The sequence below is a fragment of the Planktothrix sp. PLAVEN19ND genome, from assembly GCF_057220675.1.
Window position 1 is genome coordinate 4,151,524 of the sequence record NZ_CM170132.1, and the last position, 24,973, is coordinate 4,176,496.

Consider the following 24,973-nt stretch of genomic DNA (forward strand, 5'->3'; position numbering starts at 1 on the left):
GACAAATCACACCGAATATGTTTATTCTGTTTAATTAGAGCAGTTTTTATAATTCTCCCTGTTCGTAATCTGCTTGTGTTTCTGTAATCGAGATTTGATTATTTCGTACTACATTAAGCACCTCAATGGTTTGAGTCAAACTAGCAATTGTTGGGTATTCTAATAAACTTTGCAATGACAATTCAACCGAAAAAATATCGCGTAAACGAGATATTACTTGACTAGCAAGTAGAGAATGTCCTCCTAGTTCAAAAAAATTGTCGTTAATACTTATTTTGGATAAATTTAGCACGTTTTGCCAAATTTGAGCCATTTTACTTTCCGCCTCATTTCTTGGCACTATCCATTCCCTATTCTGTTGACGCTGAAGTTCATTAAGTAATTGTTCCCTATCTATTTCACCTTTGTCATTTAGGGGTAGGGATTGTCGCGGACGCAATTCACAGTTATAGGGAGTTCCAAAGCGATCTTTTAGGAGCAAATTAGCCGCTAAATTAATAGATTTAGCAGAATGTTTGAAGGTGTAATAAGCGGTTAATTTTTGTAATCCTTCAGACTGGGATGTAAAACGCCTAATTTTAGGATTACTGCCTTCTAAACCAATGATTAACTGTTCTTGGTTATGATATAATCCGGCTAAAAATGAATTTAATCCTTGCTGCACAGTCATATCGTAATAACCTTGAGCTTGGGTCAAATATTTCATCTGGTAGCCTTTACTTATACCTGTTTCTTGCCAAGTTGTCCAACTATAACAATAACTTGGGGATAAATTCTGAGATTTTTGATAGTCGTTTAGATGTTCTAAAAAACTATTAGCAGCAGCATATCCTCCAATAGTTGCACCACCAAAAAAACTAGCTAAAGAGGAAAAACTAATAAAAATTCCCTGGGTTTCTTTGAGTAGTTGATGCAATATCCAAGTTCCTAATACTTTGGGACGAAGGGTTTCTGCTAAACTTTGTTTCGTTTCGTTTAGAAGTAAATTTTCTTGATAAATTCCTGCTAGATGAATCACCCCATCTAGTTCCCCTTGCCATTGTACTTTAACCTGTTTTACCGCTTGCTGCAACTGAGTTAAATTAGCCACATCTACCACTTTATAAATAACTTCTCCCCCAAGTTGTTCTAATGCTTGTAGATTTTTAATTTTTAAGGCATACTTATCTTCTTTTTTGAGATGCTCATTCCATCTGCTTTTCTCGGGTAAGGAGGTTTTTCCTATCAATAGTAAACGAGCTTGATAATTTTTGAGTAAATATTGGGCAATTTCTATCCCAATTCCTCCCAGTCCCCCGGTAATTAAATATATTCCTCCTGATTTAAACGGTAATTCTTGTTTTGTTTGTTGGGATAAATTGACTTTTTCTAAGCCCGTGATAAAACGGATTCCCCGGCGATAGGCAATTTCTCTTTCCCTTGACAAAACCGACAATTCTTGCAGAATATAAGCCCCATTTACTTCAGGGTTATTGACAGGTAAATCAAGATGACGACTATTTAACCAAGGGTTTTCTTGGGCTAGGCTTTTGATAATTCCTAAAACGGGAGATTTTTGATATGCAATATCATCTTTAGGATCAACTAATTGACTATAACTTGAAACAAAAAGTAATTCAACTGTTTTTTCCGTATCCTGAATTTTAGCCAGGGCTTGAACCAGAAATAGTAAGCTATAAATTCCTTGCTCTTGTGCCTTTTCTAGCTGTTCTATACTAGCAATTTCTCCTTGATATTCCTGATAGTCCAACAGGTGTATAACATTGCTAATAGTGATGTTCTGATGTGCTAAAGACTCCATTAATAGTCTATAGTGTTCTGTTTCTCCAGGTTTTATTGTATAGCGATCGCTGCTTAATTGAGAAAAATTATCTGCCGATAAAACCGCTATATAGGGTAAGTTTTTTGCCGTGAGTTGCTCAGTTAAGAATTGTCCTAAACCTAACTGATCAAGAAAAATTACGGTGTAATTTTCACCGAAAGCTAACTTAAGATTAACCGGATATTTGGCTTTCCAAACTTTTCGATAAAACCAGTCTGGAATTGTATTAGCATTTTCTAAGACAATATCTACTTCTTTAATAATTGGCTTAAATTCACCTGTTTCAAACCGTTTAATTAACTGCGATCGCTGAATTTTACCAATAGAAGTTTTAGGAATTTCACTTTTATTTAAGGGGATTAAATATTCTGGATTAACTCCAAAACTGTTAATTACTTTTTGTCTAATCTTTTTAAGCAGAGCAGCTAAATCATTTTTATCAAAGGTTTCCGCACTAAAAAATATGGCTAATTGATCCGAATTATTTCCCGATGCTTTAACAGCACAAGCCGCGGTATAAGAAGCTTCTACTCCTTCTATTGTTTCAACAACTGTTTCAATTTCGTGACTGTAATAATTAACCCCGTTAATAATAATAGTTTCTTTGCTTCTTCCGGTAATTACCAGATGCCCATGACTAATAAATCCTAAATCTCCTGTCTTAAACCAGCCATCTTCTAAAAAGGCTTCTTGATTGGCTTTAGGGTTTTTATAATAACCTGGTGAAACCGAGTCTCCTTTTACCTGTAAATGACCAATCGTTTCCTCTGGAAGTAGTTCATTTTCTTGATTGACAATTCTAATAGAAATACCGGAAATTGGAAATCCTAAATCAGTAAAAGTTGTGGCATTGGGATGTTCAGAATGGACTCGTTTTAAGGATTGATTTAAAGAAGATTTATCAATGGTATGAAATAATAAAGGTTGTTCATCTGTTGGTTGATAATAAGTAATTCCTGACCCCATTTCTGCCATACCAAAAGCCGGACGGACGGCAGTTTTTTTCAAATTATAGTGCCGATGAAGTTTCTCAATAAATTCTCCTACCGCTTGATTAGAAACCGACTCTCCAGCGGCTAAAAAGAATTTAATAGAGTCTAAATTCCAAACTTGGGATGTCTCTTTTATCAGGGCTTCATTAATAAGATTATAGGCAAAATTAGGAGCCCAACTATGGGTGATACGATATTGATTAATTAAATCTAACCAATTGAGAGGACGACCCAAGATATATTCAGTTTGTACATATATCATTTGGCAACCTAAATCAACACAGCGAATATGCCAATCAGAAATACTACCAATATGGTCAAAGGGTAACCAATTGAGGATAATATCTTCGTTATTATATTCACAAAGTAGGTTAGTCCCCCTAGCACGAGAGAGAAGGTTTTTATGGGTTAATGCGACACATTTAGAGATTCCCGTGCTACCTGATGTCAGGTTAAAGAAAGCTAGATCATCGGGTTGATTTATATGATAAGTTTGGGCGGGAGCGTGGGTTTTTAATTGCTCAATACAACTGATTTTTAAGGTTTGATTAGACAGCCATTTTTCTAAAGTTTTTACTTCCTGTTGTCTGGCTTCATTGGTAATAATTAGAGGTTGGTCTAATAGCTCCCATACCTGACAAATTTTATTGATTTCATTATTAAAGTCTTTGTAGGTTGGTGGGACTGAGATAATAACAGGAATAAATCCCCCTAAAATACATCCCCAGAAAGCGGGAATAATATCAGAATTTTCTGATAGCTGAAAAATAACTTTATCTTGAACCTGCAAACCAAGTTTTTTTAACCCATTGTTGATTCTTTGGGCTTCATTCCATAATTGGGGGTAGGTTTGAAAAGCCCGAGAATCGTTATTTTTAATATAAATAATCCCCTGATTTTGATGATGTTGAGCCGATTTTAAAAGTGCTTCTGCCAAGGTTTTTGCTTGTAATTCAGACTCTATCAAAGCTTTTCCATGACTGATAGCAAGTTGGGAACTAGAAGATTGACTTGGTTGATGGATCTTTTCTTTAAATTGTTGATTTTTTTCTGTAACTGTTTCCCTTTCTTTTAATGGTAGCAGTTCCGATAAATGTAGCGGGGAACTTTTTTCGGTTTTGGATGTGACTACCACAGCAACTTGCTCAATTTCTGGCAAAGATTTTAGTTTATTTTCGGTATATTGTGCTAAACCTGAATCGGCAATCTCTATATTTTTTAGGGCTATTTCATCTACATGACCTGTGGCTGTCAAGGGCAGACAGGAAATGCCAATATAAATACTTGGCAGTAAATTGTCTGATAATTTTGACTGTACAAAAGAGGATAACTGCTCTGGGTACCGATTCTGTGAATAAACGATATAAGCGATTAATTCGCCCTCACGCGCTAGTAAATAGCAATCTTCTACTAATGGATTTGATAACAATAAAGCTGCTATTGTTTGATAATTTAATTGTGAATTTGTGTTGTTAGAATCCCCTAACCAGGTTGAATTTTCTACTGAATCTTGTTTGCCATTAATCATAGTTGAACAGGAATTTTGAATACAACTCAAATAGGATTGCTATATAATTTGGCAACAAAAATCCCTCCATAGCAACACAGAGGGATATAATCAGTGATCGGTTGTAGGGGCGGGTTCATCGAGATGCGCGGTGATCAACAAAGCTCTAAAAGAACCCGCCCCTACCAGTTATTAGTTATCAGTTAACTAACTCTTGACTATTAACTCTTGCACTGATAACTGTTTACTGATCACTGATCACTGATTTTAGCTGCGGTCAGTCGCAGTCGCAGGTTCAAAACTGGGAACCACTAACTCATCGTTTTGCTTAGTTAACTGGTTATACAACCGTTCCGTATTCGGGAAATTAGCCGCAGGTAAAGTCGGATAACGACGATAGGGAACCGTATCTTCCCCGAACAGTTGAGCGTATTCCACACTGTTCACCATCGCGTTAATAAATCCTTTCAACCCATCGGTCGCCAGGATTTGGTTATACTCCCGAATTTCCGCCTGGTTACGAGGTGCGCGACCCAAGAAATGCTTGGTTCCCAACTCAATCACCTTAGTATTGGGATAGGGGGTATAGAACTCCTTGATATACAGAGAAGTGCTTCCCAACGCCTCAATAAACTCTTTCAGGTTAATTTCATTGTTCCCCAGTTTACTTTCGAGAGCCGTAAACTCATTTCTATTCACATAGGGATCAATATTGCGCTCAAAGATTTGACGATAAGCCGCTTGAATCAGAGTTTTCAGCGCCACTTTATCGCTAGTCGTCGTCAGTTTGAACACCTTGCTTTGTTGACGTCGTTTGCTGACACCTTGAGCAATACGGTTATCTAACTCAATCTCACCCTTACTTTGGTCAGGAGTACCCAGTTCGATAAACCGAGGCGTAACTTCTGCGGTTCCCACCGGGTTTTTCTCCGCAAAAGCACCGACCCGACCCGTGCGCAGGAACACACCCCCCGGAGTCAAATACCGTTCATAAGGAACCGTATCTTCCCCAAAGGCTTCGTTATATTCCTGGCTATCGAGAATGGCATCTACCAAAGCATAGAAGCCCTTCTTGGAACTCAGATCGAAGTAGGCATTCATTTCCTGACGGCCGTAGGTCGGACGACCTAACAGACGGCGATGGATATATTCGATCGCTTTACACACATACAGCGATGTCCAATACATCTTACGGAAAACATCGGACTTCGCCAGAGCGCGAATAAACTCCCGCACGGTAATATCGCCGTTTTCCAGCTTAATTTCCGCCACGGTTTGGCGTTGACCTTCATACAGTTCCCGGCCAAACACCTGCCGATAGGCCGCAGTAATCACTGCTTGGGTAGAGGTTTCCGAGTAATTAACACTGGTTCCTTTGCTACTTCCACTGCGCTTGAACCGACTGCTAATATAGCCCCCGGGCAGTTGATCCAGTTTGAACACCTTCGGCCCCAAAGACCCCGGATTGTTCCCTCTGGCCGCCGGGTTGCTTAACTGGTTATCAATTCCAGCCCCATTGCGAATTAGAATCCTTCTGGTATCTTTACCAAAGGGAGCCGGACGGTTACTGGGATTGCGAGTTTCTTTCGGGAAAATGGCCCCGAACTGAATTTCCAGGGGATCATTTCCGGTTCCGTAAACGTGCTGATCCCGCAGGGGTTGTTTATAGTCTGCGAACAAAGTCACAAACTGGGGAACTTTACGGAAAGGAGCACTGTAGTTAAACAGGTCAATTTGTGGCCCCCAGTTGCGGCATTCTTGGGCTTCTTGACCCAAACCGCGCAAATAGGGAACGGTTTCCTCCCCGAAATAATCGGAATATTCTTGAGAATCCACCAGCGCATCCACTAGGGCAGATAAGCCGCCTTTGGACACAACCGAGAAATATTTGGTGAATTCTTCAGGAGAACTTAAACCCCGACCCAAGAAGTGACGGGTTGCCAGTTCCACCACCCGACTATTGACATAGGGTTCATAGAAATTTTTCCGATACAACGGAGATTTTCCTAAGCGGCGGATAAACTCTTTGGTAGAGATTTCGCCGTTTTTCACCTTGGATTCTAAGTCGGAAACGCTCAAGCTATAGGCGCGGGTAATATCCCGTTCAAACACTTGGCGATAGGCCGCTTTCACCACGTCTTCTTTTTCCGTGGAAGACAATCCGGGTTTCATTACGAACTTCTGACGACGTTCGGCGGCGTTGAAGTAAATTTGAGGCAGTGCTAACCCTTGTTGGTCACTACTGTTAGGACGTTGGCGAACCTTTGTCCCAGGAGTGGCGGCTTCAAATTCGGTGATTAACACACCAAAGTATTGCAGGGCAATTTCTTGAGCTTCTTTGTCTGCTTTTAAATAGCCCAAAGCAGCCCGACGCATTTCTTGCAGGGCCACCAAAGTCGCCGAGCTAGAACAAGCATTTTCAATGATTTCCCGCAATCCCCGCACGTTAACGGCGATTAGATTTGGGTCACCTGCGACAATGGCGTAGGTCGTGTAACGTAAGAACCAGCTTAAATCCCGCAGGGATTTAGTCATATTCCCCGGGCCATAACGAGAAACGTTAATCGGCCCAAAACCCGGGGGTAAAAATACGGCTGGCCCCGATCCTGTATCTGCAAAAATGGATTTTAAACCATCCAACAGGCTGTTACTGCGGCTCTCCGCATAGGAAACCGTTCCCAGTTTCATGCCTTCGGTGACATTACTGCTACCGCCACCAACCGCCACCATTTCGGGTGTTGGATCTTCACTCGGTTTTTCTAAAAACGCCAGAGGGGAGCCCCCTGTGAAAATCCGGTTGGCAGCACGGGAAACGATCAATTCCGCATTTTGTGTCAGAATTTGAGCAATTTCTAAACGTTTCGCCCCAGAACTGAAATAGGTTGCCAGTTCACTGAGTTCGCTTTTGCCCAAAAAGCGATCCTGTTGCTCCGCTTGGGAAATGGTTGCAACGGGTACGGTCTGATAGAGTTGCGGACGCGCAACTGAGCTTCCACCACTTGCTTTTACACTCATTCGATCTTTGTCGCTCCCTATCTGAATCTTGACAGTATGGAACCTGGAATATGGTACTGTTCTCAAACATTCAACGGATGAGTCAGCCTCGCCCTTAGCCGGGAGCGCTTCCAACCCTATCCTCGCTTGAGTTGTTGCCAATTTAATCTTTCAGATTAAAATGATTTTGGCTAATTAACCAGACATTTATAAAAAATCGTACCGACAATATATTGTATAGACTTGAGCGAAGTTATCTGAGAAAAAAGAATAAGTTTTGTTAAGTTGGAGCCGTCGATGGTTAGCTGTTGTTGATTTAACATCGCTCGAAGGCAAATTTCTGATAGGGCAGTGTTCAAGGTACTTAGGACGTCATCATACCACCAAACCGGATCGGATTCAGACTTTCTCTTAAAAATTCCCCTAGCCCGCTTTCCTATGACTTTACGATCAATCAATTTTTATGAACTTGAATCAAAAGGGATTCTAGGAGGTGCTGTTTTCCAGATTAATTCTATTTATTCTGGGGTTAAAAGTTTCTTGAAATTAGCGATCGCCTCCCCTTCAATTAATCAAAAATGTTCAAAACAAGCCAGATTTTTTCTAAGTTGAACTGAAAAGTGTCAATCTTCTTAACATCAATTAAGGTCATCCTACAGCATAATAATAGTATTGAGTCAAAAATAATTTTATGAATACAGTTTCTGCCTCCGTTAATAATAAAAACCGCATTATTCCCCCGGAATTGAATCTCCCGCCCCGTCTATTGTTAGGGCCGGGGCCATCCAATGCCAACCCCCGGGTATTGCAGGCACTGGCCATGTCCCCCGTCGGACACCTTGACCCCTATTTTCTGCAACTGATGGACGAGGTACAAACCCTGCTGCGCTACGCTTGGCAAACGGATAACCCCATGACTATCCCCATGAGTGGCACCGGAAGTGCTGCTATGGAAGCAACTTTGGCGAATATTGTTGAACCTGGGGATGTGGTTTTAGTGGCGGTGATGGGGTATTTTGGCCATCGTTTGGTGGATATGGCGGGCCGTTATGGGGCTGATGTGCGAAAATTAGTTAAACCTTGGGGGCGAGTTTTTAGTTTAGAAGAACTGCGGCAAGGGTTAGAAACCCATCGTCCCAAGGTGTTGGCCCTAGTTCATGCAGAAACCTCGACAGGCGCCTGTCAACCGTTGGAAGGGTTGGGAGAATTGTGTCGAGAATTTGATTGTTTGCTATTAGTAGATACCGTCACCAGTTTAGGGGGTGTGCCACTATTTTTGGATACTTGGGGTGTGGATTTATCCTATAGTTGTAGTCAGAAAGGCTTAGGTTGTCCCCCCGGTTTGGGGCCGTTTACCATGAGTCCTCGGGCTGTTGAAATCTTAAAAAAACGTCCAACAAAAGTGGCGAATTGGTATTTAGATGTTTCTCTGCTTTCTCAATATTGGGGTCAGGATCGAGTTTATCATCATACCGCCCCGGTTAATATGAATTATGCCTTGCGAGAAGCCCTCAGAATTTTAGCACAAGAAGGATTAGAAGCGAGTTGGAATCGTCATCTAACTAATGCTAAATTATTATGGGAGGGGTTACATGATTTGGGATTAGTTTGTCATGTTCATGAAGATTATCGTTTACCCACATTAACAACTGTTCGTATTCCTGAAGGAGTGGATGGAAAAGCTATTTCTCGTCAACTTTTAACGGAATATAATATTGAAATTGGCAATGGTTTAGGAGAATTAGCGGGTCAAGTTTGGCGAGTGGGACTGATGGGATATAATAGCCGTCCTGAAAATGTTCTGTTATTATTATCCGCGTTAAAACGGGTTTTAAATCGTTAAATTGTAGTAGTGCGAGCGTCCTCGCTCGCTTGTTTTGATCAAGAATAGTCAACCGTTATTCTTCTTTTAAAATTCTTTCAATATCTCTAGTCGAGTGAAGAATGCGAACAATTAAAATCCGATCTTCAAAGGATAAATAAAAGATTAAATACTTTTCAAATCCTTTAACTGACCATCTCCTTAACTCCTCTAAACGAACATTACTCTGGTTGAAAATGTTGTATTAATTGAGAACGTTTTTGATCCCACCATTCATCTGTTAACTCTATCGGTTCACCACTTTCTAACCCTTCTAATAATAAAGATTCAACTCGTTCTATTTTTACTTGTTCTTGACGCAGTAAATCTAGGATATACTCGTTAGCATTACCATAACCTCCTTTAGCAACTTGTTGTTCAACAAAAGTTTGAATTGACTCAGGGAGAGAAAGATTTAGTAAGTTCATCGTTTAACCTCTGATTTTAAATTTACAGTTTAGACAGAAACCCGGTTTCTTAGAAACCGGGTTTCTGGGAGCAACTAACGCAGTCTTAAAAATACCGTTGCGTGTTGAACATTCCCCACGCGATCACTACTACTAATGGTAAACGATCGCAAATTATCAAAAAACGGTTTAGCTGAAAGTTCTACTAACTTAAACAAGGGGAATTGTTGATTCAGGAAATTGCGACTGGTTAGCCAATTGAGATAGAAATAACCATCATTAATTTGGGGTAAAACTTCAATACTAGCCTTGAAATCGGGATCTTGAGTAATCAGATTTTCCGTTGTTGACAAGCCTAAAACCTCATCCATTGCTTCTACAGAAGTTGTAAAAATTTCATATTTCCCTATGGTTGAATGTACTCCTTTTGCAGTGGCTTCAATTAATCTAGTTTGGGTTTTGGCCTTATCTTTTTTCTCCAAAACCATAGGGGTTAACTTTGTCCAGGCTGAAAGGGTATTATTATTAAGATTAAATGATCCCAAACTATAGCCTTGTTCTGTCGCTATTTTATCTAAATTTTCAATGGCTAGATTAGCATTTTCTGGACGTTCTGCTACAAACACCCAATCCCATTTTTCCTTACTATGGGGAACTACCGCTAAGGCATATTCTCCTGTCACCCAACTAAAAATATCTTGAGGTAAATCTAAACCCCATAGAGCTTTAATTCCGGCTATGGGTTGGGTAATAAATTGTTCTAAAGGTTTATTGGCTGCAACAATAGCAGAGAAATCTGTCCAGAGTTGATTTAAGTCTTTTCCGGCAATTAATAACGGACTATTAGAACTAATATAGTTTAATGCTTCTACGGGTTGAGAAAAAGCTGGAGATGGTTGGGTTGTATCTTCCTCTACGGTAGCAATTAACGCCGTTTCCGCTAATAATCCTTGAGAATTAATTCCTAAAGATATGGCTAAAGTAGGTTTTTGACCGACAAATTCGTCTGTTTGGTCAGTTACTAATTGCCAATCTCCTAAATTAAAAAATCCAAATCCCACTCCCCCAGGTTTTAATTCTTGTAAGGCTTTTTGATAGGATTCAGATTGACTTAAATTGAGATTTGCTTGTATCGTATTTAAGGCTTCTTTCATCACTTTAGGATAGTTGGCAAATAACACAAAGCGATCATTAATTGTAGCCATAACTAAAGTCGGTGCATCATCAATTGTTCCTTGAAAGGGACGACGATAAATGAGTTTAACCCCTCGATATTGATCTTGAATAATATCTAAACCAGCACCCACTTGTTTTTGCCAAAATTCATCTAAAATCTCTTGACTTTTTTTTGAGTTTTGGGTTGATAAAGCGACAAAATATCCAGGTTGTTGACCATTATTAGCTAACCGATCTAGATCGGGGGTAATTAATGCCCAAGTTATTTCATTCCCTAACCATGGTTGAATATCCCGCCCATAATTTAACCCCGTATTTGCTAAAAGACTTTCTTTAATAGAGTTCAGTTGAATCCGATTATTATTACTTTTTTGAGAAAAGGTTAAAATCTTTCCCACTGATTCTAACCGATCGGGATTTACTAATAATGAAACCATCGCTGGAGCCGTCCGAGGAACAAACATTGCCGCCTCTGGTGCTGTTTTTGTGCTACCTGTGATTAAAGCAGCCGGGTTTTGACCCGATAATTTATAAACCCCCCCAATTCCCAGGAGTCCCAAAACGACCAGACCAATCACCAAAATCTTAGGAAATGAGCGTCTTTTCATAAGCTTAACCGTTGAGCGAATAACATTGTCAGATGGGAGTTCCTTCTCTATTATGTGTCAATTGTGTACTTACGATACAAAGAAGACAGATTGAAGGAGAGTTAAGTTCAAAATCTATACTTTACCTGTATAATTATACTAGATAACTGATGTATTTATTGACTCGATTTTCTATCGGATTATATTGATCCTATTGTTAACCTATTATGACTGCAAGAACACCTGTTTTATCCGCTTGGCAACAACTGAGAAATCAGAGTATTACCTGTGAACAAGCATTAAAAAATTTAGTCGATGATCAAAAAATTTTGAATCTAAAATTATTGGATCGGGATGTTAGTTTTAGATTTTTTCGCGAATTTCCAGATAAAAATATTTTGCCCCCGGTCATTCCCTTATTATTATGGCAAAATTGCTATTATTTGGGATGTCCGGTAGAAGTCTCCATGGACGCACTCACCCTAATGGGCGATCGCACTTTTTCTGATATTAAAATTATCCCCATTGATGATAAGAGTTATCGGGCTTGGTATCATGCCCAACATCTCGATCCCCATCGAATTACTTCCAGCCCCTTAATTAACCCATTAACGGGAGAATTAGAATCGGAAAACGTTAGTGAAACCACCGAATTATATTTATCAAAAGCCGCAGATCAACTGACTCGAATTAAAACTTTAATTTCAGGAGCTTTAAGAAATCGTGCCAGTGATATTCATTTAGAACCTTCCCAGGAGGGTTTAAGAGTTCGTTATCGAATTGATGGTTTACTTCGCAATATTACCCTCTTACCTTCGGATATTGGACGTAAAGTTATTGTGGCAATTAAAGTTATGTCAAATATGGATATTGCCGAAAGTCGTCGCCCCCAAGATGGCAGAATTGGGGAGAATTATGTATCAGGACAAGACTTAGAAGTTGCCCTTGATATGCGGGTTAGTACCCTGCCCTGTGTCGGCGGTGAAAAGGCTGTAATTCGATTGTTACCGCAAGAAAATCCGTTCTCTGGATTACAGGATTTAGGCTTCTCGGAAACCACATTAAATATTTATAAAAGTTGGCTCTGTCAACCCCAGGGAATGATTATTTTTACCGGGCCCACCGGGTCAGGAAAAACCAGTACCCTTTATAATAGTTTATTAGCCGTTGCCACCGAAAATGTTAATGTTGTCACCGTTGAAGATCCGGTTGAATATATCTTATCAGGTATTACTCAAACCCAAGTTCATGAACGAGCCGGGATGACTTTTGCTGCCGGATTACGCGCTATTTTACGACAAGATCCTGATATTATTATGGTGGGAGAAATTCGAGATCAAGATACGGCAGATACCGCTATTCGTGCTGCATTAACTGGTCATTTAGTATTAACAACCTTGCATACAAATGATGCCATTGGTGCGATTCCCCGCTTAAAAGATATTGGCCCCGATCCGGGGTTAATTAGTGATGCCTTATTAGGAATTGTGGGACAACGTTTAACCCGTCGTGTTTGCCCCCACTGCGCGGAATCCTATAGCCCAACGGCGACGGATTTAGACCTGTTAGGGTTAGAATTAAAAGAAGTAAAAACTGACGGTTGGCGCAAAGGTCGAGGCTGTTCTAACTGTTTTTATTCTGGCTATTCGGGGCGAGAAGCAATTGTAGAATTATTGGCTGTTGATGATCGAATTCGTGAAATTATCTATGAAGGAACTCTGACAGAATTACATCGTTATTTACATGAAACAGGCTTTTTATCCTTCCGAATTGCCGCTATTGAAAAAGTAACAACTGGAGCCACCACCGTTGAAGAAGTTCAGCGTGTTTTACCTCGCAGTGCCTTAGCTCGAAAGTTCTCCATTAAAACTTGAAATTAGGATCATACAAGCCTATTTCTAACCATTAAAATTCTATTTATTCTTATCTCAGATTTCCCATGCTTACACCCATTGATTCTAAACCCCTGCGTTGGCAAAAAACTCGATATTCTCCATTGACGAGACAATTAGATGTATTTACTGCCTGCGGGTCGTTTATGTTCTTTTTGTGGTGGGATAAAACCTTAGCAAATCAGACCAATCAACAGAAACAAAAACGAGCCATTTGGTTAGTTAAAACCCTCTTAGAGCTAGGGCCAACTTTTATTAAAATAGGACAAGCTCTATCAACAAGAGCCGATATTTTACCCCTGGAATATGTTGAAGAATTGGAAAAACTACAGGATCAAGTTCCTGCTTTTAGTACCGATGAAGCCGTCGCTATTATTGAGGCGGAATTAGGTCATTCTTTATTTACATTATATCGAGATTTTGATGAACAACCCCTAGCTGCCGCTAGTTTAGGACAAGTTCATAAAGCCAGACTGCACACGGGCGAGGATGTCATTGTTAAAGTTCAGCGCCCGGGTTTAAAAGAACTATTTGATTTAGATGTACAAGCGGTACGGCGAATCATTCAGTTTTGTCAGCGGCATTTTAGCTGGTCAAAACTTTATAACTTAGATGAGCTATATAATGAGTTTTTTATGATTTTATATCAAGAAATTGATTATATAAAAGAAGGTAAAAATGCCGAAAGATTTAGAGAAAATTTTAAAAATTATCCGGGTATTTTGGTTCCTAAAGTTTATTGGAAGTATACTACCCATAAAATCTTAACAATGCAATATTTACCAGGAATTAAAGCTGATAATCGAGAGCAATTAATTGCCTATGGAATTGATGTTAAACGAATCAATCAGTTAGGGATTTGTTGTTATTTAAAACAAATTCTTCAGGATGGTTTTTTCCAAGCTGACCCTCACCCGGGAAATATTGCCGTTAGTGTTGATGGAAATTTGATTTTTTATGATTTTGGCATGATGGCAGAAGTAAAAGCCTTAGCCAAGGATCAGATGATTAAAGCCTTTTTTGCCGTGTTAAAAAAAGATACCGATGTGGTGTTAACGACTTTAGTTGATATTGGATTAATTGAGCCTGTATCTGATATGAAACCTGTTAGAAAAATGGTTAAGTTTTTATTGGAAGAATTTACGGAAAAACCTGTTGATTTTCAGATGTTCAATCAAATTAAAGAAGAAATTTATATCATGTTTGAGCAACAACCTTTCCGGTTACCCGCTCAAATGATGTTTATTTTAAAGTCTTTAACCACTTTGGATGGTTTGGCGAGAAATTTAGATCCTAAATATAGTTTAGTTGCTTGCGCCGAACCTTTTGTTAAGAGTTTAACTATTTCTCAAGGACGGGGTAATTTAGTCGGAGAATTAGCAAAACAGGCGCGAGATTTTATTAAGTTTAGATTACAACAACCGAGCAAATCAGAGGTGTTAATTCGTCGTTTAGAAGAACGTTTGGAGGAAGGAGAGTTACAAATTCGGGTCAGGTCTGTGGAAAGCGATCGCGCTTTAAGACGAATTAATTTAGCGATTAAAACTTTAATTTATATCTGTTGGACAGGATTTACTTTAGTTGCTGGAGCGATTTTATTAATTGGAAATTATCAAGGATGGGCGGTTTTTGTCTTGGTTTTATCCCTATTTGGCTTATGGATGTCGGTGCGATCGCTCTTTAATTTGGCTATTCGAGAACGCTTAGATCGAATTGCAGAAAGTTAATGATTAAATCGTCCAATCTTGTATCAATAAATTGGGTATTTTTTCAAAATGTTGGCGGTTACGAGTGACTAAAATTGCTTGTTGAGATAGGACAATAGAAGCAATTTTTAAATCTTGTGTTCCTATCCTAATTTTTTGACGTTTTAATTCTGTATAATAATTGCCAGCGTCTTGATCAAAATCAAGGACATAAATAGTGTTGAAAAACTCTCTTGTTTCTTTCAAGTCTGCATAGGCTTTTACTAACTTATCAACTGTTTTGGCATCCTTAATTGTTTTTAACCATCCTCTCAGTGATTCTTCTACGGTAATAATAGTAACCGCACGATGCTCAGAGTTAATGTTACTAAGTCTCTCTATCACTTGGGAATTCCCTCTCTGGAACAAAGAGATGTGATCTGTATCTAATACCCATAAATTCATCGTTATTCCTCCTCCTCTGCATCAATTTCATTGCGATAATCTTGAATAGCTTCTAAAACTTGATCAAACAGAGGATCATCTTTAAACATTCCTGCAAATTTCATCCAAGGATCTTCACGTTTAGGAAGTTCAATTTCTAAATTAATAATTTCCGTATACTTTAAAAAATTTTGGAGCCGCTGAGATAATTCTTTAATCGCTTCATCTTGACTATTCGCAATTACTCGTACACTCGGATAGTCTAAAACAAAGGCATGATAATTACCCTTTGGCAGTTTTTTTATACCCACTTCATATTTAACTTTATTAACCAGATTGATTAAAGGTTTAGGATTAGCAATCATTGTTGACTTTAACCTCAATACTTCCTTGAGTAATTATAGCAAGTGGGTTGAATTGTGTCAAGAATGGGCGATCGCTCTTTAATCTAGGTATTCTATAAAAACCAGTTTGAAATTTTCACTAAAATATGTAAAAATACAACTCAGTAAAACCCATAAAACATTATCAGAATGCGACCTATCCCCATTCCCCCCGAACCCGGTCAAGAATCCGTTTGGGATTATCCCCGTCCCCCTCGTTTGGAAGATGTCAACCAACCGATTAAAGTAATATTTAATGGGATTATTCTAGCAGAAACCCAACGAGCAAAACGAGTCTTAGAAACCAGCCATCCTCCCGTATATTATATTCCGCCCGAAGATATTCAATTAGAATATTTACAACAAACTTCTCGCAGAAGTTGGTGTGAATGGAAAGGAGCTTGTAGTTATTATAATATTACGGTTGGTGACAAACAAGCTGTTAATGCGGCTTGGAGTTATTTAAGTCCAGTTCCTGAATTTATTGATATTCAAAATTATTATAGTTTTTATGCTAGTTTCATGGACGCTTGCTATGTGGGAGAAGAATTAGTTCAAGCCCAAACAGGGGATTTTTATGGCGGTTGGATTACTCAAAATATTGTGGGCCCATTTAAGGGAGAACAGGGAACCATGGGGTGGTAATATTTAACCTACAAAACCCGCCTGAGCGGGTTGGTGCGGGTGTAGAAATTTTAATTTGTCGAAACTGATTAGGGTTTTATTTCAACAATGATTCAGCCAATTGTTCTAAATGAATGGCACTATTGACTTCATAAAAAGATGTGGTCGGGGCTTTGACAAATAGGGATGACATTTCATTCATAATAGCTTCATAGGCTTCGGTGTGGTTATTGGAAGTATCCATATCACCAATATCCTCCCAGAAAATTAGAGCAATTCCCTTATCGGTTCCCGGTTCTTGAAGTAAATAAGCTCCTTGAAAACCTTCTTTATAGGTAGCTACCGCTTGTTCAAATAATGTTTGAGCTTCTTTAAATTTACCCGGTTTGAATTCGCCGATGGCAACGTAGGCAACTTTTCGTCTTAAAAAATCCTGAAATTCAGACATAAGTTAATAAATGTAATAAACTGCAAGTTTTTGCAACAGAGTTAAGACTCAACTCTAAATAATTCTACCAGTTTAATCGCCAAAAACCATAGGGAATAACCGTGACCCTTTGACCCTTTGCAAAAATAACAGCAATTGCGATCGCAATTTGTCCAAAGAAAAGTACCCTAGTCTGTAAAATCTAAGAAAATCAAAAAAACGTTCCTCTAGTAGCGAACCCAATTTCAATTTTACTTGGTGGTGTCAAACGTGAATACAGTCCCCCCGCTCGATCTTAGCCTACAGTACAAAACCATTCAGGATGAAGTCAGCGCTTGTGTGCAAGCGGTCTTAGCTTCCGGTCGTTATATTGGAGGTTCAACGGTCGAAGCCTTTGAACAAGACTTTGGAGAATATATTGGGGTTCGGGAAACCATTGCTTGCAACTCGGGAACCGATGCCCTATTTTTGGCCCTGCGCGCCCTGAATATTGGGCCAGGGGATGAAGTGATTACCACCCCTTTTACCTTTATTGCCACGGCAGAAATGATCAGTGCGGTGGGAGCCACACCTGTATTTGTCGATATTGATGCTACAACCTTTAATCTCGATATTGAACAAATCCCCAACGCTGTTACCGAAAAAACCAAAGCTATTATCCCCGTCCATTTATTCGGTCAACCGATGGACATGACCCGATTAATGGCCGTGGCAAAATCCTATAATTTAGCGGTGATCGAAGACTGCGCCCAAGCCACCGGGGCCACTTGCCAGGGGCAAAAAGTCGGCAGTATTGGGGATATCGGCTGTTTTAGTTTCTTCCCTACGAAAAACTTAGGCGCCTGTGGCGATGGAGGAGCCGTAACCACCCAAGATCCAGCCCTGGCCAAAGCCATGAGAATCATCAAAGAACATGGTCAATCCACCCGCTATCGTTCGGATACCATTGGGATTAATAGTCGTTTAGATGCCCTACAAGCGGCGATTTTACGGATCAAACTGCGTTATCTCGATACCTGGAATCAACAACGGCACACCCTCGCCAAACGGTATCACCAGTTACTCTATCCCCTATCTGAAATTATTACACCCCAAGACATTACCTTTGGCGAGAGTGTGTGGAATCAATACACTATCCGGGTACAAACAGAGCACCGGGAGGCAAGAGGAGCAGGGGGAGCAAGAGGAGCAGGGGGAGCAGGGGGAGCAGGGGGAGCAGGGGGAGCAGGGGGAGCAGGAGAATATTACCCATTACCCTCCCTCAAACGACGGGATTACCTGCGAAACTACCTCCAAGAACAGGGAATTGGTTCTATGATTTATTATCCCATTCCCCTCCATCAGCAACCGGTTTATCAAAATTTAGGCTATCAAGCCCATCAACTCCCCATTGTGGAAAGGGTTTGTCAGGAGGTCTTATCTTTGCCCCTATTTCCCGAACTGTCCCCAGAACAGCAAGATCAGGTGATTACCGCCATCAAAGAAGGATTGACTCAAATCCCGCAATTGTAGAAACCTGCGGTGGTCGCGTCTTTGTGGTGCGATTGTTTGTATACTATTGAGTAACAAAACGATAAAAAAATTCACAATTCCTGTTTTCGATCCCAATTCTAAAAATCTGACCACTAGGAGGAATACAACAAACGTGAACCCACAGCAAGTCAAATCCAGACGACGCTATGACCCAGAGGAAATTGCCCGCTACCATCGTCGTCGCCCCTGGTTAGCCATCGGACGGACAATTATGGTGATTTGGTATTTCACCGGGTTTATTTTGGGGTTATTGTGGGATAAATGGCAACATGGGGACGTGGAACATACCCCCCAACGGGCCGCCCACCTGCGCCACGTTCTTACGGATTTAGGCCCGACCTATATTAAAGTAGGCCAAGCCCTTTCTACCCGTCCCGATTTAATTAGAAAAGATTTCTTAGAGGAATTAACCAAACTTCAGGATCAATTGCCACCCTTTAATCATGATCAGGCGATGGCAATTATTCAAGCGGAATTAGATCAGGATTTAGACAGTATTTATAGGGAAATTTCTCCAGAACCGATAGCCGCTGCTAGTTTGGGTCAAGTTTATCATGCCCGACTCAGAACTGGGGAAGAAGTCGCGGTCAAGGTACAACGGCCGAATTTATTACCGGTTTTAACCTTAGATTTATATTTAATGCGTTGGGCGGCGGGATGGCTTTCTCCTTGGCTACCCTTGAATTTAGGACATGATTTAACCCTGATTGTGGATGAATTTGGGATTAAGTTATTCGAGGAAATTGACTATATTAATGAAGGTCGGAATGCGGAACGCTTTGCCACCTATTTTGCCGATGATCCTTGGGTAAAAGTTCCCTCAATTTATTGGCGTTACACCACCACTTGTGTTTTAACTTTAGAGTGGATTAATGGGTTTAAGTTAACCGATACCGAACGGATTAAAGCGGCGGGATTAGATCGGGATACCTTGATTGAAATTGGCGTGACCAGTGGTTTAAAACAATTATTAGAATTTGGTTTTTTTCATGCCGATCCGCACCCGGGAAATTTATTTGTCCTGCCCGATGGTCGCATGGCATTTATTGATTTTGGGATGATGGATCAGTTACAACAAAATACCAAGGAAACCTTGGTGGATTCCGTGGTGCATTTGATTAATAAGGACTATGATCAACTGGCACTTGATTTCGTTAAATTAGGGTTTTTGTCTCCTGAAACCAATATTCAACCGATTATTCCCGCCTTGGAAATGGTATTGGGGGATGTTATAGGTACGAGCGTTAAGGACTTTAATTTTAAAACCATTACCGATAGTTTTTCGGAATTAATGTATGAATATCCTTTCCGAGTTCCCGCCCAATTTGCCTTAATTATTCGTTCTTTGGTGACTCAAGAAGGCATTGCTTTGAGTTTGAATCCCGATTTCAAAATTGTGGATGTGGCCTATCCCTACGTCGCCCGTCGATTATTAAATGGTGAAACCCCAGCCCTGCGACGTCGTTTAATTGAAGTCCTATTTAAAGATGGGAAATTACAATGGCAAAGATTAGAAAATATGATTGCGATCGCCCGATCAGATCGGAATTTTGATCTGTTACCTACGGCTCAATTAGGATTAAAATATTTAATGTCTGATGAAGGAGATTTCCTCCGCCGTCAAATTATTTCGGCTTTAACCGAAGATGATCGTCTGCATACCACAGAAGTTCAACGGTTATGGACTTTAATTCAACCGGATTTAAAACCCAGTCGTTTATTTGATGCAGCTTGGGGAGCGATTAGTCAGTTATCAGTGATCAGTTATCAGTAATCAGTTATTAGTTAACAGTTATTAGTTGTAGGGGCGGGTTCTTTTAGATATTTGTTAATCACCGCGCATCTCGATGAACCCGCCCGTACCAGTTAACTGTTTTTAGCCCACAAATATTAACTGTTAACTGATGACTGATCACTGATATAGCAAGAGGCAATAGGGAATAGGCAATGGGCAATAGGTAAATACTTACTGTGAGCAGCTTTTAGCTTTTAAGAATGTCCTAATAGATGTGGCGACTGCTATAACTGATTACCGATGACTCTTACACTGATAACTGATGACTGTTAACTGATGACTGATTTATGTTTAATTCTGCTAATCCGCCTTTAGTTTTGCTCCTTGGGGGTTTATTCATTGGAATAACCTGTTGTACGGCTTTTGTTGTGAATCTTAAACAACTGTTAAAAGAATGGTCAAAAAATCGTTCGAGTCGTAATCTTGCTAACCTGCGGGGCTTTCCTATTCTGTTTCCCTTTCTGGGAGTTGGGTTAGGAATTTGTATTTTTCTGGCTTCCTGTTTAGAAGTTTTTGCCTTTTCAGAAACATTCGCCTATGGGTTTTCTATTCCCTTAACGGTGTTAATGGCCGGATTAGTTTGGTATCAATTAACTCGATTATTTAACCAACTAGAACAAAAAGGTTTAAGAGGGATAGATTTAGACGATTTAAGTTTAGGCAAAATCATCCCTCAACAGAATCCACCGGACAATTAATCGAGGATCAATTCTAACCCGCTAAACGGTTAATATCCTGATTAGAACCGACAACAACAATCATAGTTCCTTTGTAGAGTTTTCGATTAGAAAGGGGATTAATTTCCATTTTATCCCCTTCATTTTTAATCGCTAAAAGATTTAATCCATAGCGACGACGGAGTTCTAATTCAGCAATGGTTTTACTATCAAATTCATCAGGAACAATCATTTCTACAATACTATGTTCCGCATCCAGTTCAAACTGATCCAGTAAACGCGGGCGAGTCAATTGTCGGGCTAATTGTTGTCCCATTTCTTGTTCTGGAAATACTACTAGATCTGCCCCAACTTTATTTAATAATTTAGCATGGGTTGCCGAAGATGCCTTAGCAATGACACTGGGAACACCCCCTTCTTTCAAGTTTAAAGTGGTGGTAATACTTTCTGCGAGAAAACTACCCACAGCCACAATTACCGTATCAAATTCTAAAATTCCGGCTTCTCGAAGTGCAGAGGTTTCCGTTGAATCTAACAGCAACGCATGGGAAGCAATTTGCTCACCTAATGCGGAAGTAATGCGTTTTTCTTCTTTATCAACGGCTAGAACTTCATAACCACTAGCATGAAGGGTTGAACAAACAGCACTTCCAAACCGACCTAATCCAATCACAGCAAATTGTCTTTTTTCAGTTCTGAGATTGCGTAAAAAATTCCAAGATGAGAAGTTCATATTATCTATGGTTGTTGCAAGCAGAGTAAAATTTGAGTGGTTTATCCTACTAAAAGGTTTTCTTCAGGATAGTCAATCGACGTGGGTTTAGGATCACCTAAAATAGCCGACATTAACAACAGTACCCCAACCCGTCCCACATACATTGTACTAATAATAATTAGTTTACTCAAGGGGGTTAAACTAGCTGTAATTCCCGTTGATAACCCCACCGTAGCAAAGGCAGAAACAACTTCAAACAAAATGGGATCAAAATCAATTTCTGGTTGACTTAAAGAGATCAGAATTGTCGAAAGACAAATGAATATAAATGAACCCAATAAAACTCCAATGGCTTTTAAAATTAAAGGCAGTGGAATTTGGCGTTTATAACAAATCACTTCTTCTCGTCCTTGTAAAGCCGACCGGGCAGCATTAAATAAAATCCGAATCGTTGTGGTTTTAATCCCGCCTCCAGTTCCCCCTGGACTCGCACCCAGAAACATCAAAATGATCGATACAAATAACCCGCCAACGGTTAATGCTCCATTATTAATCGTATTAAATCCGGCGGTTCGAGTTGTGACCGATTGAAACCAAGCCGCCATCACTTGATCAGGAAAATTAAGGGGTTCTAAGGTTCCTGGATTTCGATGTTCAGTGAAGAATAATAAAACCGTTCCTAAGACTAATAGAAAGATTGTTGTAGAAGTCACAACTCGGAAGTGAATGGAAAAGTCTCGACGCAGGGGATATCGAGAAAAACGATTCCGAATCCATAAATAAAGTTCTTGAATAACTTGATAGCCCATCCCTCCCCAAATAATCAGAAACGTAATTACAAAGTTTAATAAAGGAGAATGAACATAGCTCATAAAATTATCAGACAACAGACCAAAACCCGCATTATTAAAGGCATTGAAACTATGAAATAGGGCAAACCATAATCCCTGATTCCATCCCAAATCAGGAACAAATACGAATAATAATAGAAAAAACCCGGTTAATTCAAAGATAGCGGTGGTTGCCACAATAGATTTTAATAAAGGAATAGCCCCGGCGATTCCCGAAGCATCTAAGGATTGTTGTAAAGCTAATTTATCCTTGAGCCGAAACTTTCGACCTAATACCAATAATAAAAAAGTGGTGACAGTCATATATCCTAACCCTCCCACCTGAACCAGCACCATTAAAATAAACTGACCCCAAAACGAGTAAAATTTGCCCACATCCACCACGGATAACCCGGTCACACAAACCGCAGAAGTGGCGGTAAATAAAGCGGTTAGAGGATTACCCCAAGTTCCGTCACTCAAGGAGAAGGGCAGCATCAGCAATATTGTCCCAACGGCAATTACCGCCAGGAAACCTAAACCAATTGTTCGAGATACGGTCATGGGAGATTAGGGTTAGTCTTTAAGTTAAGTGACAAGACAATTCGGAATAAATAGAATCATACTGTAGAGAGGCTTGCCTAATGGCATGACTCAAAAATTCTTCTTTTGATTCAGATGAACTCAACACTCTATCAACAAATTCAGCACTTCTATGATTCTTCCTCCGGTTTGTGGGAGGAGATTTGGGGAGAACATTTGCATCATGGATATTATGGCTGGGATGGAACCCTGAAAAAAGAACGCCGTCAAGCTCAAATTGACTTAATTGAAGAATTCCTAAATTGGGGACTAACTCCAACAAACCAAGAGGAGTTACAAGGGTCTCGAATGCTTGATGTCGGCTGTGGAATTGGCGGAAGTTCGTTATATTTAGCCGACAAATTTCAAGCGGATGTCACCGGAATTACCCTGAGTTCCGTCCAAGCTAAAAGAGCCACAGAACGCGCCCTAGAAGCTCATTTACAGCAAAAAACGCGGTTTTTGGTTGCCGATGCCTTAGAAATGCCGTTCGAGAGCAATAGCTTTGATTTGGTCTGGTCTTTAGAAAGTGCTGAACACTTCCCCAATAAAATTCAGTTTTGCACCGAAGCCTATCGAGTCTTGAAACCCGGCGGCACCTTATTAATGGCTACTTGGTGTCATCGTCCCTTGGGGGGAAAAGCCGGACAACTCACCGAGGAGGAACGGCGACACTTAGCAGAAATTTATCGGGTTTATGCTTTACCCTATGTGATTGCTTTGCCCGAATATGAAGCGATCGCCACGGATCAAGGGTTTAACCCTATTCAAACGGCCGACTGGTCAAAGGCCGTGGCCCCCTTTTGGAATACGGTGATCGATTCCGCTTTTAACCCCAATGCCATCCTGGGTTTGCTCTTGAGTGGCCCCACAACCATTCAAGCCGCCCTAGCCTTACCCCTGATGAGTCGAGGCTATGACACGGGACTGATTCGTTTTGGTTTATTAACAGCCAGAAAATAAATAGGGCGGTGTGAATCAACCCCGATTAAAACCGATAAACCTGGCCATCAATTAAGAGCCGGGTAATTCCTTTAGCTTGTAAATAGGGAGCCGCTTTTCTCAGGAGTCGGCCATCGGGAACTTTAAATACCCGTTGATTGCGTCCAGAAAAACGACTAGCGATCCGGTGATTATCAAAAACAGGAAGGGTTTGTTCTAGGATTTCTTCCTCTGGAATCGTTCCCAACTCGCTAAAGGTTTTCAGGGGTTTAGCAATCAATTCCGAGAATCGGTCAATCACTAAATAACAAGTTCTCGGGAGCACAGTTTCCGTTAAGGGCAGAATTTTGACTAATACAGAACCTCTGCTGGCCAGAGCATGGGAAAATAGACCCCGAGGCTCTGTATCGTCATCATCCTGATCATCGGTAAACTCGTCTCCATAGTCCTCCTCGTCTTCCTCATCTTCCCCATCCCTCCGATCTGAATTAGAGTCTTCTCCATCCTCATCATTATCTTCATCGGCGTCATAGTCCCCAAAAGCATGACCCTTGACTTCCAGCCGATTTGGGGAGAACAGCCCCTCCAAGCCAGGAATTGACAACTGATAATTAGAGAGAGAAATTTGTAGAGAATCTGGCTCTAGGGAATCAGAAGCAGTAGAATTCAAAACCTCCCCATCAAAAGTAGATGAGCGCTTACGCTTTCGAGGCAAAATTAGCGCAGATTCCCGGTTTACAGGTTCGGGTGTTTCCTGGTGAACTTCCCCTTGAGATTCATCCCCATCCACAACATCTTCCAAGGAACGTTTCCCCAGACGATGAAGACGCTGTTTCTGGGTCGTCAGAAGATCATAGACATCTTTAGGAACAGCACTTTGCAGGACTCGTCTCACCGTTGAGCTACTGACTCCATAGCGTTCTGCTAGGGTAATAGTGGTTTCCTCCGGCACGTCTTGATAGAGCCTAATAATTTCCCGTTTTTCCGATTCAGAAAGTTTCGTGGATGTCATTGAGTTGGGGGTCACTTGATATCGAAGGATTAAGGTTCACACAAAACCAAGGGATTTCCTGCCTGGCTTCAGTGATTGATAGGGGA

General features: G+C 40.4%; 18 protein-coding genes. 8 read left to right on the forward strand and 10 right to left on the reverse strand.

Annotation, left to right across the window (positions count from 1 at the left end; translation table 11 throughout):
- Positions 1-46: 46 nt before the first annotated feature.
- Together AC2D3N_RS17670 and AC2D3N_RS17675 are read right to left on the reverse strand one after the other, a co-directional pair.
- The gene (locus AC2D3N_RS17670) at positions 47-4,342 is read right to left on the reverse strand and encodes an SDR family NAD(P)-dependent oxidoreductase (RefSeq protein ID WP_484691659.1); all 4,296 of its coding nucleotides are present in this window, start codon (positions 4,340-4,342) and stop codon (positions 47-49) included.
- A 246-nt stretch (positions 4,343-4,588) separates the two neighbouring features.
- Positions 4,589-7,336 carry a phycobilisome rod-core linker polypeptide gene (locus tag AC2D3N_RS17675; RefSeq protein WP_484691660.1) on the reverse strand — a complete coding sequence of 916 codons (2,748 nt, stop codon included), beginning with the start codon at positions 7,334-7,336 and terminating at the stop codon, positions 4,589-4,591.
- A gap of 670 nt (positions 7,337-8,006) precedes the next feature.
- Between AC2D3N_RS17675 and AC2D3N_RS17680 the strand changes: the two genes are divergently transcribed.
- Entirely contained in the window at positions 8,007-9,158 is a 1,152-nt protein-coding gene (locus AC2D3N_RS17680) for a pyridoxal-phosphate-dependent aminotransferase family protein (protein WP_484691661.1), read from the forward strand.
- Between the two features lie 200 nt (positions 9,159-9,358).
- Here AC2D3N_RS17680 and AC2D3N_RS17685 read toward each other — a convergent pair whose 3' ends face one another.
- Together AC2D3N_RS17685 and AC2D3N_RS17690 are read right to left on the reverse strand one after the other, a co-directional pair.
- Entirely contained in the window at positions 9,359-9,604 is a 246-nt protein-coding gene (locus tag AC2D3N_RS17685; protein ID WP_079681011.1) for a ribbon-helix-helix domain-containing protein, read from the reverse strand.
- A gap of 74 nt (positions 9,605-9,678) precedes the next feature.
- Positions 9,679-11,367, reverse strand: a complete 1,689-nt coding sequence (locus AC2D3N_RS17690; protein WP_484691662.1) for a DUF3352 domain-containing protein — start codon at positions 11,365-11,367, stop codon at positions 9,679-9,681.
- 206 nt (positions 11,368-11,573) lie between these two features.
- On the opposite strand from AC2D3N_RS17690, the gene AC2D3N_RS17695 reads away from it, so the two are divergent.
- Together AC2D3N_RS17695 and AC2D3N_RS17700 are read left to right on the forward strand one after the other, a co-directional pair.
- Positions 11,574-13,220 carry a GspE/PulE family protein gene (locus AC2D3N_RS17695; protein ID WP_484691663.1) on the forward strand — a complete coding sequence of 549 codons (1,647 nt, stop codon included), beginning with the start codon at positions 11,574-11,576 and terminating at the stop codon, positions 13,218-13,220.
- Between the two features lie 65 nt (positions 13,221-13,285).
- Entirely contained in the window at positions 13,286-14,965 is a 1,680-nt protein-coding gene (locus AC2D3N_RS17700) for an ABC1 kinase family protein (RefSeq protein WP_484691664.1), read from the forward strand.
- Positions 14,966-14,968: 3 nt separating this feature from the next.
- Here AC2D3N_RS17700 and AC2D3N_RS17705 read toward each other — a convergent pair whose 3' ends face one another.
- Together AC2D3N_RS17705 and AC2D3N_RS17710 are read right to left on the reverse strand one after the other, a co-directional pair.
- A complete protein-coding gene (locus AC2D3N_RS17705; RefSeq protein WP_200816835.1) occupies positions 14,969-15,388 on the reverse strand; it encodes a type II toxin-antitoxin system VapC family toxin in 420 nt (139 codons plus the stop codon).
- 2 nt (positions 15,389-15,390) lie between these two features.
- Positions 15,391-15,732 carry a hypothetical protein gene (locus AC2D3N_RS17710; protein ID WP_079681006.1) on the reverse strand — a complete coding sequence of 114 codons (342 nt, stop codon included), beginning with the start codon at positions 15,730-15,732 and terminating at the stop codon, positions 15,391-15,393.
- Between the two features lie 168 nt (positions 15,733-15,900).
- Between AC2D3N_RS17710 and AC2D3N_RS17715 the strand changes: the two genes are divergently transcribed.
- Positions 15,901-16,395, forward strand: coding sequence for a DUF427 domain-containing protein (locus tag AC2D3N_RS17715; RefSeq protein ID WP_079681005.1), 495 nt, complete (start codon positions 15,901-15,903; stop codon positions 16,393-16,395).
- A 76-nt stretch (positions 16,396-16,471) separates the two neighbouring features.
- On the opposite strand, the gene AC2D3N_RS17720 is transcribed toward AC2D3N_RS17715, so the two are convergent.
- Positions 16,472-16,822, reverse strand: coding sequence for an antibiotic biosynthesis monooxygenase (locus AC2D3N_RS17720; RefSeq protein WP_079681004.1), 351 nt, complete (start codon positions 16,820-16,822; stop codon positions 16,472-16,474).
- 249 nt (positions 16,823-17,071) lie between these two features.
- Between AC2D3N_RS17720 and AC2D3N_RS17725 the strand changes: the two genes are divergently transcribed.
- The 3 genes from AC2D3N_RS17725 (at position 17,072) to AC2D3N_RS17735 (ending at position 20,827) form a co-directional block, all read left to right on the forward strand.
- Complete coding sequence (locus AC2D3N_RS17725) at positions 17,072-18,313, forward strand: DegT/DnrJ/EryC1/StrS family aminotransferase (protein ID WP_484691665.1); 1,242 nt, start codon at positions 17,072-17,074, stop codon at positions 18,311-18,313.
- Positions 18,314-18,446: 133 nt separating this feature from the next.
- Entirely contained in the window at positions 18,447-20,108 is a 1,662-nt protein-coding gene (locus AC2D3N_RS17730) for an ABC1 kinase family protein (RefSeq protein WP_484691666.1), read from the forward strand.
- Positions 20,109-20,416: 308 nt separating this feature from the next.
- A complete protein-coding gene (locus tag AC2D3N_RS17735) occupies positions 20,417-20,827 on the forward strand; it encodes a hypothetical protein (RefSeq protein WP_484691667.1) in 411 nt (136 codons plus the stop codon).
- 13 nt (positions 20,828-20,840) lie between these two features.
- On the opposite strand, the gene AC2D3N_RS17740 is transcribed toward AC2D3N_RS17735, so the two are convergent.
- Positions 20,841-21,539, reverse strand: a complete 699-nt coding sequence (locus AC2D3N_RS17740; RefSeq protein WP_079681000.1) for a potassium channel family protein — start codon at positions 21,537-21,539, stop codon at positions 20,841-20,843.
- 41 nt (positions 21,540-21,580) lie between these two features.
- Positions 21,581-22,915, reverse strand: coding sequence for a TrkH family potassium uptake protein (locus AC2D3N_RS17745; RefSeq protein ID WP_484691668.1), 1,335 nt, complete (start codon positions 22,913-22,915; stop codon positions 21,581-21,583).
- Between the two features lie 114 nt (positions 22,916-23,029).
- Between AC2D3N_RS17745 and AC2D3N_RS17750 the strand changes: the two genes are divergently transcribed.
- Positions 23,030-23,896 (forward strand): methyltransferase domain-containing protein, encoded by an 867-nt coding sequence (locus AC2D3N_RS17750; protein ID WP_484691669.1) that lies wholly within the window; start codon positions 23,030-23,032, stop codon positions 23,894-23,896.
- A gap of 25 nt (positions 23,897-23,921) precedes the next feature.
- On the opposite strand, the gene AC2D3N_RS17755 is transcribed toward AC2D3N_RS17750, so the two are convergent.
- Positions 23,922-24,887: a hypothetical protein gene (locus tag AC2D3N_RS17755; protein WP_079680997.1), complete on the reverse strand. Its 966-nt coding sequence runs from the start codon at positions 24,885-24,887 to the stop codon at positions 23,922-23,924.
- Between the last annotated feature and the right edge of the window lie 86 nt (positions 24,888-24,973).